Origin of the sequence: Gordonia metallireducens, from assembly GCF_021245825.1 — a bacterium.
GTDB lineage: Bacteria > Actinomycetota > Actinomycetes > Mycobacteriales > Mycobacteriaceae > Gordonia > Gordonia namibiensis.
In genome coordinates this window covers 23,980-36,287 of record NZ_JAJQJP010000044.1, presented here as the reverse complement: position 1 = coordinate 36,287, position 12,308 = coordinate 23,980, and the positions used below count along the sequence as shown (strand labels likewise).

Below are 12,308 nucleotides of genomic sequence, written 5' to 3'. Positions count from 1 at the left end.
GTTGCCTCTTCGTTCCCACGAGCTGCTCCATGGGTACCCTCCGAGCGATCTGGGTCCGACCCTACGACCTCAGGGGCCTCGGGGTGGGTCACTCGATCAGATCGGTTCACATCGGCCGGATTACCTACGCGATCAGGATCTAAACGCTGGTCGAGGCATCAATCCGGCTACGTTCTCCGACAAGTGGGACCTATCGGACAGCCGACGACTCGATGCGCCTGTAGATCGCCGCCGCCACCTCGTCAGGCCGGGATTCCGGGAGCCAGTGATCGGCACCCGGCAGGACGACGAAGTCGTAGGGTGCGTCGACCCACCCCGACGACAGTTGTGCACCGACCCGGCCGAGGGCGATGTCGCGGTCGCCCCAGAGGTATGACGTGGGCACCTTCACCCGGGCCGGCGTCGACCGCTTGTCGGGGATGGGCATCGCCCGGTACCAGGCGAGCGCTCCGGGCAGCGCCCCGTACTCGGCGATGTCGGGAACCACGCGGGAGGCGAACGGTTCCGGAAGCCCCATCCGCACACCGAAATCCGGTCGAGTGCTCATCAGCCGCCCGAGCAACTTCTCGGGCAGCGCGGGGATCTGGAACACGAGCATGTACCAGGACCGGACGAACTGTCCACGGGGCATCGCCTGCAGGAACGCACCGGGGTGCGGAACCGACAGTGCGGTCAACGTCCGCACCCGGTCGGAGTGATGGGCCGCGAGTGTCCACGCCACCGCCGCACCCCAGTCGTGTCCGACGACGTGCGCATCGTCGACCCCCGCGGCGTCGAGCAGCGCCAGCACGTCCGCCACCAACTCTCCCTGGACATAGTCCCGGCGTCGGGTGGGTCGCGCCCCGGGCGAGTAGCCGCGCTGGTCCGGGGCGATCGTGCGGAACCCCTTGTCGTGCAGCAGAGGAACGACGAGATCCCACGAGCTCGCCCGCTGCGGGAATCCGTGCAACAACACGATCGGTTCCCCGTCGCGCGGACCGGCGTCGAGCACGTCGAAGGTGTACGGACCGCGTCGGAATGTGGTCAGCGTTTCGGGCGTCACCGGTCTCCCGCCATCGCCGTCACACCATGGCCAGGACGCGGGCGGGGCCTCCGGTCCCGTTGGCGAACTTCGGCGCCCCGACCATCACCGTGGCGCCGAGGGGTGGGACGGCCTCGAGCTCGGCCATGGCCTCGACCGCATATCTTCCGGCCCCGAGAATCGCGGTGTGGGCTGCGGTCTCGTCGAAGATGTCGATGCTGAGGGTGTCGGTTCCGATGGCCACGATCTGGCGCTCGGCGACGAGCATGTCGACCACGTCACCGGAGAAACCGGCCGCATGCGCGCCACCCGTTCGCGGCTCCCAGCCGGTGTGCAAGGCGACCAGCGCACCCCGCGGAATCCGGCCGTGGCTCTTCTCCCAGTCCGCGACGTCACGTTCGCTCAGTCTCGCGCGCGGGTTCCTGCGCGCGTGCCCCGCGATGCTGATGACCGCAAGCGGCGCCACCAGGTTGCGCGGGTCGATCCGGTCGACGGTGATGCCGTTCCCGATCTTGTGCGCGGGCGCATCGACGTGGGTGCCGCTGTGCTCGGCGAAGGACATCCAGTTGGTGGCGAACCCCGAATTGCCCGGGCCGACCCGGGAGGTCGGAACCGTCACGACGGGCGGCTCGCCGGGCCACAGCGGGAACGACGAGGACAGCGTGTGGGTCAGGTCGACGACCCGACGACCTGCCCCCGTACCGGGCGCCGCATGGGCCATGGCCGTCACCCCGACCCCGGCGGCCACCGCCGCCGCCGACACACCCGTCGCCACGCCCGCGGCGACCCGGATCGCCTTGCGCCGCGACATCCGCTGGGCCTCCTCGTGTGCGTGACGCACGATCGTCTCGTCGCACACGGTCAGTCCTCCCAGCGCACCCGCAGGATGCGATCGGTTCTGTCACCATCGCTTGTGGTCAGCACCAGCGATCCGTCAGGTGCCACGGCGGCACTCCGCAGACGGCCGTGCTTCTGTTCGAGGGCCTCGGTCTTCGACACGACGCGGCGCCCGTCGTCGGAGAGCTTCAGGAAGACCAGTCGCTTCCCCTTCAGTGCGGTCAGCACGAGTCCTCCGCTGTAGGGTCCCCACCCGGTGTCGGGCAGGAAGGCGATGCCCGGCGTCGCGATCGTGGAGTTCCCCGACGACCACACCGGCCCGATCGCGCCCGGCACCCGCTGGGTGTCGGTCATCGGTACCGACTCGTCGTAGATCAGCGGGGCGCGGTCCGGCTTGTAACCGTAGTTGCCGCCGGCAACGATCAGGTTCAGCTCGTCGTCGCGGCTCGTGCCCTGTTCGGCCACGTACACGCGGCCGGAGCCGGGGGCGACGGCGACTCCCTGGATGTTGCGATGGCCGAGGCTGTACACCGGGCTGCGCGAGTCCGGATTGCCCGGCGCCGGGGTGCCATCGAGGCGAATGTGCAACACCTTGCCGCCCAGCGACTTCCGGTCCTGGGGAACCGACGGGGTGGCGGAGTCACCGGTGCCGACCCAGATACTGTCGGCGGTGGCGGCCAGACCGCATCCGGCGTGTCGGCCGGCGGAGGTGACCGGGATGCCGCTGAGCAGAGTGCGTTCCCGGGCCATCTGGGTCCAGTCCGCGTTGACCCGCCAGGACACCACCTTGATGGTCTGGCCGGTCTGCGGCGCCGGGATCGGGAGGTCGGCGACCGATCCGGGCAGCGTGAACGCTCCCGGCACGGTGTATTCCGCCTGACACGAATACACCCGTCGGGTGTCGGAGAAGCGCGGGTCGATGGCGAGACCCATCAGCCCGGCTTCCTTGACCGCGAAGATCTTCGACAGGTCTGCCGCGACGTTCACCCGTTTCCCGTCGGGGCGCACGGCGAGGAACTTCCCCGAGCGTTCCCCGGTCAACACCGTGCCGTCCGGTGCGACGACGACGCCCCACGGGATGGTCAGCCCACCCGCGACCGTCGAGACCTGCAGTGGCTCCTGAGCCTGAGCCACCGGGGCGACGACGAACATCCCGGCGATGGCAGCCGTGAAGGCCGCGAGCCCGCGAGCCGTCGAGCGGATGCGCTTCCTGCGTTCACGAGGTGTCGGGGTCACAGAAGTCACGGTAGCCAGGCCGTGCTACCCAGTTGGGGCGAAATGGCGAGATCGAGATCTAGCGGCCGGGCAGGTACTTCAGTGCGCGAACCGCGGTCGGCGTGATGGCCCGGTAGACGCTCTTGGGGACCAGCGGGGCCCGGTCGATGCCGATGAAGCGCTGCTCGGCGATGGTCTGTGCCTCGGTGTACTTGAGGAGGCCCTCTTCGCCGTGGCGTCGGCCCACACCGGAGATACCCATGCCGCCCATCGGCGCGGCGGTCGACGCCCACGCGGCGGCGTATCCCTCGTTGATGTTCACGGTGCCGGCCCGCAGCCGCTCGGCGACAGCCTGTGCCTCGGCGCTGCTGCCGGCGAAAACGCTTGCGTTGAGCCCGTATTCGGTGTCGTTGGCGAGCTTGATGGCCTCATCCGTCGAGTCGACCGGGTAGATCGAGACGACCGGCCCGAAGGTCTCGTTGCCGTAGCAGACCATGTCGTCGGTGACGTCCGTCAGCACCGTCGGCTCGAAGAAGAACGGGCCGAGGTCGGGACGCCGCTTGCCGCCGGCGAGGACCTTGGCGCCCTTGGCGACCGCATCCTGGACGTGTGCCTCCGCGGTGTCGATCTGCGCGGCCGACGCCAGCGAACCCATGTCGGCGGTGAAATCGTATGTGCCCGAAAGCTTCATCATCGAGACAAAAGCCGCGAAACGCTCGGCGAACTCATCGGCGATCCGCTTGTCGACGTAGATCCGCTCGATCGAGATGCACAGCTGACCGGAGTTGGAGAACGCGGCGCGCGCAGCACCCTGCACGGCGTTGGCGATGTCGGCGTTCGCGGTGACGACCATCGGGTTCTTGCCGCCCAGCTCGGCCGAGAAACCGATGAGCCGACGACCCGCCTGCTCGGCGAGGGTGGCACCGGTTTCCGACGAGCCGGTGAACATCACGTAGTCGGTCGAGGCCATGATCGCCTGACCCACGACGCCACCCGGTCCCGGGACCACGGCGTAGAGCTCACGCGGGAGGCCGGCCTCGTAGAGCAGCTCCGCGAGAGCGAGAGCGCAGTACGGGGTCTGGCTGTCGGGCTTGGTCACCACGCCGTTGCCGGCGACGAGCGCGGCGACAGCATCGGACACGGCCAGCGTCAGCGGATAGTTCCACGGGCTGATGACGCCGATGACGCCCTTGGGCAGGTGACGCACCCGGACACTGGTCGCGCCGGGCAGCATGCCCTTGACCTTGCGGTCGGCGAGCAGCTTGGGTCCGGCGGTCGCATAGTGACGCGCGGTGATCGCGACGTCGATGACCTCTTCCTGCGCGTAGATCCGGGCCTTGCCGGTCTCGGCCTGCGCGATGTCCATCAACGACTCGGCGTTGCGGAAGACGAGGTCGGAGAACTTGTCGATGACCTGGGCGCGTTCGGCCGGGGTCCGGGCGGCCCACCCCTGCTGTGCCTGCCGCGCGCGGGCGACCGCGGTCTCGAGGTCCTCGGCCGTCGCGACCGGGATGGTGGCCATCTCGGTGCCGCTGAAGGCCTCGAGCACCGACCGGGTGGGACGGCTCGCGGCGTCGTCGATTGCGACGAGGGCCCCGAGACGGGCGAAATATTCGGAGGTGGGCTTCGGCATTTCGGGTCTCCTCAGTGCAGGCTCGGGGCGTTGCGATGGACGGTCGAAGACCGGGCGATCAGCTCTCGGGACTGACGAGCACGATGCCGTCGTCGTCGGAGTAGACGATGTCGCCCGGGTTGAAGGTCTCGCCACCGATCGTCAGCGGCACGTCGCGGTCGCCGGCGCCGGTCTTGGTGGACTTGCGCGGGTTGGTGCCCAGCGCCTTGACGCCGATCGTCATCCCGCCGATGGCCTTGGCGTCGCGGATGGCGCCGTTGACGATGATCCCCACCCAGCCGTTGGACCGGCCGAGTTCGGCGATGATGTCGCCGACCAGCGCGGTGTGCACCGAGGCGTCGCCGTCGATGACCAGCACGCCGCCGGGGTTGGACTCGCTCAGGATGGACTTCAGCAGCGCGTTGTCCTGGAAGCACTTGACCGTGGTCACGCGGCCGACGAACTCGCGGTTCCCGCCGTACTGGTTGAACTGGGTGTCGCAACTACGGACGTCGGCCCCGATCTCGTCGACGAGATCAGCCGTCGGGGTGAAGGTCAGGTCACTCATGCGGACCAGTTTAGGTGTTACCGCAAGTTCCGGGTTACTCCCGGGTAGGTTCGGGCTGCCGTTCTCCAACGAGACCGTCGATGATCCCCGCGACCTCGTCGGGCCGCTCGGAGACCAGGAAGTGCTTGGCCTGCGGAAGGACCACGATCTCATCGGCGCCGAGGATGTCCGAATAGCGCCGTTGCTTCCACTCCCAGAACACCCGCCATCCGCGCAGCGTCGACGAGGCGACCACCACGACGACCGGTACTCGGGGCATCGGGGCGGTGCGACGCAGGCCGCGCAGGGTCTTGTTCATCGCACCGAAGGCGGCGTTCTCGACGAGCATCGCCAGCAGGAACGGCGGCTGCCCGAAGATGCGGGCTCCCCAACGGCGTTGTTGTTCACCGCGGCCCTCGGGAGGCGCCGGTACGACCCGCTTCCACACCTGCAGGCTCGGCCACCGCTGGATGCCGACGCGACTCGTCACCGCACGGGCCACACCCATGAGCCGGTGTGCGTTCCCGACCCGGAACGACAGCGGCACCAGGCGCCACGGCACGAGCACATAGGAGCCGTCGAGCACGACCACGCCCGCCGTCCGGCCGGGGTACTGCCGGGCGAAGGCCTCCACATAGAGCGAGGCCAGCGAATGTCCGACCACGACGACGGGTTCGGTCACACCGCGGGCCTCGAGGACCGCGACCATCCGTTCGACCTCGCCGAGCAGGGTCGGGAGGTGCTGCCGCCCGACCGGGCTCGACAACCCGTACCCCGGACGGTCGTAGCGGATCACCCGCCACGACGTCGACAGCCGGGCCACCAGCGGATCGAGGTCGAACCAGTTGCTTCCCAACGCCGCCATCAGCAGCAGCGGCGGACCCGAACCCTCGTCGAGCACGTGCAGCCGGTGCTCCCCGACGGTGACGAAGTCACCCGGCGCCGATTCGTGACCGACAGTGACGAAGTCACCCGGCGCCGATTCGTGACCGACGGTGACGAAGTCGCCCGGCGCTGCGGGTCCGTCGCCGTCGGTGGGAGCCATGCGTCAGGCGTCCTGCGGTTTGGCCAGCGGGAACGCCAGCGATTCGCGGATCGACTGACCGGTGATGAGCATGACCACTCGGTCGACGCCCACACCCAGACCACCCGTGGGTGGCATCGCGTACTCGAGTGCCTGCAGGAAGTCCTCGTCGAGCTCCATCGCCTCCGGGTCGCCGCCGGCGGCCAGGATCGACTGCTCGGTCAGACGCTTGCGCTGCTCCACCGGGTCGGTGAGCTCGGTGTAGGCGGTACCGAGCTCCACACCCCACGCCACGAGGTCCCAGCGCTCGGCGACGCCGGGCTTGCTGCGATGCGCGCGGGTCAGCGGCGACGTCGACGTCGGGAAGTCGGTGTAGAACGTCGGGAAGGTCGTGCGGTCCTCGCCGAGGTGTTCGTAGAGTTCCAGCACGATCTGGCCGGCATCCCAGTCCGGGCGGTGGTTGATCTCGAGACGATCGCAGACCGCGCGGAGCTGCTCGACGGAGGTCTCGGGGGTGATCTCCTCCCCCGCACCCTCGGACACCACCTCGTGGACGGTCTTGACCGGCCACTCGCCCGAGATGTCCACGCGCACTTCGTTTCCGTCGGCGTCGGTCCGGATGATCACCGGTTCGCCGTAGGCCGCTGTCGCCGCGTGCTGGATCATCTCGCGGGTGAGGTCCAGCATCTTGAGGTAATCGCTGTGCGCCTCATAGGCTTCCAGGCTCGTGAACTCCGGGTTGTGACTGAAGTCGACACCCTCGTTGCGGAAGTTGCGGCCGATCTCGAAGACCTTCTCCACGCCGCCGACGCACAGGCGCTTCAGGTAGAGCTCCGGCGCGATCCGCAGGTAGAGGTCGAGGTTGTAGGCGTTGATGTGCGTCTGGAACGGTGTCGCGTTGGCGCCGCCGTGGATCTGCTGCAGGATCGGAGTCTCGACCTCCAGGAAGCCGCGCGCGGCGAGGAAGTCGCGCAACGACTTCACCACCAGGCTGCGGATCGCGAGGTTCTTCCGGCTCTCCTCGTTGATCGCGAGGTCGACGTAGCGCTGGCGCACCCGGGCCTCGGGATCGGTGAGGCCCGCCCACTTGTCCGGCAGGGGGCGCAGGCACTTGCCGTTGATCCGCCAGGCGTCGATCAGGATCGACAGTTCACCCTTGCGGCTGGTGCCGACGACACCGCGCGCCTGGATGAGGTCGCCGAGGTCGACGTCGGTACCGAAGTCGGGAGTGCCCGGGATGACCCGCGAGTCCTCGACGAGGATCTGCACCTCACCCGACCAGTCGTGCATGTCGGCGAACACCACCTTGCCGAAGTCACGCAGACGCGTGACGCGGCCGGCGACGGTGACGACGGTGCCCTCCGGTTCGGACCGTGCCTGCGCGATGGTGTGGGTCGGCTGGTCGGCGGGCGGATACGGATCGAAGCCACGCTCGACGAGCCGGTCCATCTTGTCCAGACGGACTCGCACCTGCTCGGGACGGTGCACGACGGCCACCTCGGGAGTCGCTGCCTCCGCTTCGAGTTCGGCGATCAGCGCCGGCGCGTCGACGCCGGCCGGGATCGACGGCTGGCCCTCGGAGTAGTGCCTGGCCCGCCCGAACGTGGGCAGGGTGATGAACCCTTCGGTGACGATCGCGGCAAGGCCGACGCGCGGCAGGATGCGGTTGTCCTCGAAGCACAGGTAGCGCGACTGCCAGTCCGGCAGGTACTTCGCGTTCGACTTGTACAGCGACTCCATCTGGAAGAACCGCGAGCCGAACATCAGGACGGAGTAGCCGGCGCGCATGACCGGGCCGGCACCGATCTGCGGCCCCTGCTCGAAGAAGGCGCGGAAGGCGGCGAAGTTGAGGGAGACCTCGGTGATGCCGAACTGTTCGGAGTTGCGGCACAATTCGGCGACCATCGTCTCGACGACGCCGTTCGGGCCCTGGCGATCGCGTCGCATCAGGTCCAGGGAGGCGCCGCGACGGCCCCACGGGACGAAGGAGAGCATGCCGACGACCTTCTCGTCGGGGGTGCCCTCGCCGACGACGGCCTCGACCAGCAGGCAGTCGTCGTCGGCGCGATCGCCGATGCGCGACAACGCCATCGCGAAACCGCGTTCCTCGTCGGTGTCGCGCCAGTCGTCGGCGCGCGCGACGACCTTGGCCATCTCGGCGTCACCGATCTCCCGATGACGCCGGATACGCACTGTCACACCGGCTCGTCGGGTGCGGGTGACGGCCTGGCGCACGGCCTTCATCGCCGGGCCGCTGAGGCTGAACTCACGGGTGTGCAGGATGGCCTCGTCGCCGATGTTCAGCGAGATGAAACCGGCGGCGTCGTAGGCCGCGGCGCCGCGTGCGCTCGACCCGATCGAGGCCGGGTGCCAGCCGTACTTCTCACAGAGCGTGAGGAATTCGGCGATCGCGTCGGGCCAGGATTCCGGATCGCCGATGGGGTCACCGCCGGCCATGCCGACGCCGACCTCGACCCGGTAGGTGATGGCGGCGCGGCCGTCCGGCGAGAACACGACCGCCTTGTCCCGGCGGGTGGAGAAGTAGGCGAGCGAATCGTCGTCGTTGAAGCGGGTGATGAGCGCGCGGATCAGCGACTCGTCCTCCGCGGTGATCAGCCAGCGCAGGCGCTGCGACCGGAACAGCACGACCGCCGCGGCGATCAGCGCCAGCGCGCCGAACAGACCGAGCAGACCGTTGACGAAGACGTGCGTGTGGCGGCCGTCGAAGGAGGCGTCCTGGTCGATCGCGCCGAAGGCGACCACGCGGTTGAACGCGTACGGCAACCGATCTGCGCGGGTCAGCGTGTGGGGGAAGGCCCAGACGAGCGCCCAGCCGAGCAGCGTCGCGATGCCGAGACCGACGACGAGAGTGGCGAACGACGCGGGGATCGCCCCGCGCCGGACCCGGGTGTGGAACTGCCGATAGGTGGCCAGCAGGAAGATCAGCGCGGCGAGGTCGATGACCAGGCCGATGTAGATGTTGGTGCGGTCCCAGGCCGTGACGTCGAGGTCGTCCTCGAGCGACGGGATCAGGTACAGCACGTTGCCGACCATGAACAGCACGAGGTAGATCACGCTGATCCACCAGGCGATCCGCTTGCGTGCCGACAGCGCGACGGCGATCAGCGCCAGGACGAACGCCCACGCGAAGCTCGTGTCGGGCAGGGTGATGATGTAGTCGTCGACGTAGCGCCGCGGGTCGTGGATCAGCCGCCGGAATGCCGGGATGAGGCTGGACAGCAACGCGATCGTCGCCAGGACGCCGACGACGGTGCCCGCGACGTGCGGGGCGTTGCGACCGAATCCGGTAGGGCGCCTGATCTTGTCGAGGAGGACGAGCGAGCGTCGATCAGCCGCGGTGGGAGTCCGCCGGAGTGCCTCGGGATGTTCGTCGGGGCTGGACGGGTCGACCGGCGCAAGGGGTGTGTCGGTGGCCATGCGTCGACGGTAGTCGTCCGCGGAGGCGCGCTCCGGCACTCCACGCTGATTCGAGCATGCGGCGGCACATATCTGCGTCGATACCGGTGCGCTCGTGCCGGTGTGGCCGACTCCGCGGACACGGGGCATGATCGGGACCGTGTACGACGTGACGATCCGCGACGACTCCATCCGCCTCGGCCAGTTCTTGAAACTGGCCAACCTCATCGAATCCGGCGCCGAGGCCAAAGAGGTCATCGCCGACGGTCTGGTGACAGTCAACGGTGAGGTCGAGACCAGGCGGGGTCGTCAGCTCACGCTCGGCGATGTGGTCGAGGTGGGCGGAATGAGTGTGCGGGTCGCCCGCGAAGAGGCGTGAGCCCCCCGGACACCCGAAACCCCCGGTGTTGATCCCCCGTGTTTGATCCCCCCGGATCAGGAACGGACGCCGAGTCGCCTGAGTTCGGCGGGCGTGATGAGGCGTTCTGCTTCCGCGGGGAACGGCGATGAACTGATTCGACGGACGCCGAGTCGCCCCCCGGTGAGCGAATTCAGCAATGAGCCCCGGCGGGGCGAGTGAAATGTGTCAGCCAACTTCATGACCAATCACTTCCTGGTGCATTCACATTCGTTACAACGGACTCTGACTTTGACCTACTGTAGCGACACTACTCATCGCTGTCTCCAGGAATTTTCGTGGTTTGCACCACTCACCCCGAGCCCCGTCGACATGTGAGATCCACGTCCCCCGGTGTCCCGGAATCGTGGCTGTCGCATCTGCCGACTAGATCGATCATGGCATGCAGAGCGTTACGGTCCGGGTAGCGACGCGGCATCTACCAGCACCAATGCTACGCAGCGAACCCGGCGGCGTATGCCATCCATCCGGACGAATTCGCCCATCGCGTCGGGACCCGCCGGGGACATCGGGCTCTGGTGGGTGGAAGCCGGATCCAGTAGGTTCACGTGGACCTTCACTGTTCTTGACCGAAAGTAGCGCCGACATGTCCGATATCGACGACCTCCTGTCCCGCCTCCCCTACGACTCACTGGCCCAACAGCTCGGCGTCGACGAGGACTCCGCTCGCGCTGCTGCCGGACAGGCGATCCCTGCTCTGCTCGCCGGTCTGCAGGCGCAGACCGCGAACGAGGCGTCGGCACAAAAACTCGTCGGCGCGCTCGCACAACACGACAACGACCTCGCGGCCGGGGAGATCCGCGTCGACGACGTCGACACCGCCGACGGCTCGAAGATCGTCGCCCACATCTTCGGCGACAAGACCCCGGAAGTCGCGGGCGCCGTCAGCAACCAGGTACCGGCCGCCGCCGTCGACCAGGGCCTGGTCCAGAAACTGCTCCCGATCCTCGCCCCGATCGTGTTGAGCTACATCACCAAGAAGGTGCTGGGCGGAGGTGGCGGTGCCCAGGCCGGCACCGGTGGCCTGGGCGATCTGATCGGCAGTGTGCTCGGTGGCGGCAACAGCGGCGGTGCTGCCGGAGGACTCGGCGACCTGCTCGGCGGGATGCTCGGTGGCGCAGCCGGCGGCAGTGCCAAGCAGGGCGGCGGCGATCTCCTCGGCGGCATCCTCGGATCGATCCTGGGCGGCCGGAAGTAGATCAGGCCAGGCCGGCGAGGAACCGGTTGGCCCAGGTGACGGCGCTGACGCCGGGCTTGACCTGGAAGTCGCCGTAGGTGCCGTGCGATCCCGACTGCAGGAACCGGTTGAACGAGATGATCTGCTCGCGCGCCCGCTTGTTGCCGAGTTCCTGAACGATCGCGCCGGGGCCACCGAGCGTCAACAGCTCGCGCACGATCACCGCCGCCTCCGCCTGGTACTGGAGGATCTGGCTCGGCGTCGGGTCGCTGGTCTCGGCCAGGTAGCCGGCGATGCGGGTGATGTAGAAGTCGCGCGGCGTGTTGCAGTACATGTCCGACGGCTCGCAGAGAGTGAACGCGCGGGGCAGGACCCAGCCCATGCCGTCGAGGCGGGGCCCGCCGCTGCCCTCACCGCGCAGGGCCGGGCCCACGACGTTGTCCTTGCGGGAGCGTCGGGGATCGGAGATCAGCACGACGCCGGCGACCTGACCGGGGCGGATCATGGCGCGGCCGGTGCCGATCTCCGACGCGAGGTCGCCCGCGGCGTCGGCGCCCTGGCTGTACCCGACCAGAGCGATCCGGGTGCCCGGGCATCGCGCCAGCATCTGCAGGGCGAGGCCGCGGGTGTTGGCGACGGCCTGCGCCTTCGACTTCCCGTAGATCGCCTTCTCCCACGGGAACGCGGTCGCGTCGTAGCCGACGTACTGGACCTTGGTCTCCGGCCCCAGACCGGAGGTGACCGCACCCAGGACGCCCGGGCTGACGCCGTTGGACCAGGTTCCCGGAACGGCGAGGACGTAGATCTTCGGGCAACCGGCCGGCGCCGCGTCCGCACGCGGCGTGCTCAACCCGAACCCTCCCAAGACCGCACACAGCAGAGTGCACATGATGGCGAGGATTCGACGCATGGGCTGCCCCTTCGATGGATGGATTGCGATAGCCCGAGTGTATGGCCGCGCCCCCCGGGCGTGTAGCCGAGAGAACGAAACTCCCGCCCACCTTTTCGGTGAGCGGGAGTTCTCGTTCGTGGTGGCCGTC

The 12,308-nt window shown here is 68.4% G+C and carries 10 protein-coding genes; 2 read left to right on the top strand and 8 right to left on the bottom strand.

Annotation, left to right across the window (positions count from 1 at the left end):
- Nucleotides 1-190 precede the first annotated feature (190 nt).
- Genes LQD00_RS17265 through lysX form a run of 7 tightly spaced genes read right to left on the bottom strand, consistent with a single transcriptional unit; the run spans nucleotide 191 to nucleotide 9,694 of the window.
- Nucleotides 191-1,042 carry an alpha/beta fold hydrolase gene (locus tag LQD00_RS17265; protein WP_232718354.1) on the bottom strand — a complete coding sequence of 284 codons (852 nt, stop codon included), beginning with the start codon at nucleotides 1,040-1,042 and terminating at the stop codon, nucleotides 191-193.
- A 19-nt stretch (nucleotides 1,043-1,061) separates the two neighbouring features.
- Nucleotides 1,062-1,880, bottom strand: coding sequence for a cyclase family protein (locus LQD00_RS17260; protein WP_232718353.1), 819 nt, complete (start codon nucleotides 1,878-1,880; stop codon nucleotides 1,062-1,064).
- A gap of 2 nt (nucleotides 1,881-1,882) precedes the next feature.
- Entirely contained in the window at nucleotides 1,883-3,094 is a 1,212-nt protein-coding gene (locus LQD00_RS17255; protein WP_232718352.1) for a PQQ-dependent sugar dehydrogenase, read from the bottom strand.
- Nucleotides 3,095-3,152: 58 nt separating this feature from the next.
- Complete coding sequence (locus tag LQD00_RS17250; protein ID WP_232718351.1) at nucleotides 3,153-4,706, bottom strand: succinic semialdehyde dehydrogenase; 1,554 nt, start codon at nucleotides 4,704-4,706, stop codon at nucleotides 3,153-3,155.
- 58 nt (nucleotides 4,707-4,764) lie between these two features.
- Nucleotides 4,765-5,253 (bottom strand): ribonuclease E activity regulator RraA, encoded by a 489-nt coding sequence (rraA, locus tag LQD00_RS17245; protein ID WP_232718350.1) that lies wholly within the window; start codon nucleotides 5,251-5,253, stop codon nucleotides 4,765-4,767.
- 34 nt (nucleotides 5,254-5,287) lie between these two features.
- Nucleotides 5,288-6,277, bottom strand: coding sequence for an alpha/beta fold hydrolase (locus LQD00_RS17240; protein WP_232718349.1), 990 nt, complete (start codon nucleotides 6,275-6,277; stop codon nucleotides 5,288-5,290).
- A gap of 3 nt (nucleotides 6,278-6,280) precedes the next feature.
- Nucleotides 6,281-9,694 (bottom strand): bifunctional lysylphosphatidylglycerol synthetase/lysine--tRNA ligase LysX, encoded by a 3,414-nt coding sequence (gene lysX, locus LQD00_RS17235; RefSeq protein WP_232718348.1) that lies wholly within the window; start codon nucleotides 9,692-9,694, stop codon nucleotides 6,281-6,283.
- A 127-nt stretch (nucleotides 9,695-9,821) separates the two neighbouring features.
- Here lysX and LQD00_RS17230 point away from each other — a divergent pair, with 127 nt between their 5' ends.
- Together LQD00_RS17230 and LQD00_RS17225 are read left to right on the top strand one after the other, a co-directional pair.
- Nucleotides 9,822-10,052: an RNA-binding S4 domain-containing protein gene (locus LQD00_RS17230; protein ID WP_232718347.1), complete on the top strand. Its 231-nt coding sequence runs from the start codon at nucleotides 9,822-9,824 to the stop codon at nucleotides 10,050-10,052.
- A gap of 625 nt (nucleotides 10,053-10,677) precedes the next feature.
- Entirely contained in the window at nucleotides 10,678-11,289 is a 612-nt protein-coding gene (locus tag LQD00_RS17225) for a DUF937 domain-containing protein (RefSeq protein ID WP_232718346.1), read from the top strand.
- A 1-nt stretch (nucleotide 11,290) separates the two neighbouring features.
- Here LQD00_RS17225 and LQD00_RS17220 read toward each other — a convergent pair whose 3' ends face one another.
- Nucleotides 11,291-12,178 (bottom strand): cutinase family protein, encoded by an 888-nt coding sequence (locus LQD00_RS17220; protein ID WP_232718345.1) that lies wholly within the window; start codon nucleotides 12,176-12,178, stop codon nucleotides 11,291-11,293.
- Nucleotides 12,179-12,308 lie beyond the last annotated feature (130 nt).

Excerpts from the sequence above, each read along its gene's own strand:
- LQD00_RS17240 (WP_232718349.1), bottom strand. The coding sequence starts at position 6,277 with ATGGCTCCCACCGACGGCGACGGACCCGCAGCGCCGGGCGACTTCGTC.
- rraA (WP_232718350.1), bottom strand. The coding sequence starts at position 5,253 with ATGAGTGACCTGACCTTCACCCCGACGGCTGATCTCGTCGACGAGATC.
- LQD00_RS17230 (WP_232718347.1), top strand. The coding sequence starts at position 9,822 with ATGATCGGGACCGTGTACGACGTGACGATCCGCGACGACTCCATCCGC.
- LQD00_RS17220 (WP_232718345.1), bottom strand. The coding sequence starts at position 12,178 with ATGCGTCGAATCCTCGCCATCATGTGCACTCTGCTGTGTGCGGTCTTG.
- LQD00_RS17225 (WP_232718346.1), top strand. The coding sequence starts at position 10,678 with ATGTCCGATATCGACGACCTCCTGTCCCGCCTCCCCTACGACTCACTG.
- lysX (WP_232718348.1), bottom strand. The coding sequence starts at position 9,694 with ATGGCCACCGACACACCCCTTGCGCCGGTCGACCCGTCCAGCCCCGAC.
- LQD00_RS17250 (WP_232718351.1), bottom strand. The coding sequence starts at position 4,706 with ATGCCGAAGCCCACCTCCGAATATTTCGCCCGTCTCGGGGCCCTCGTC.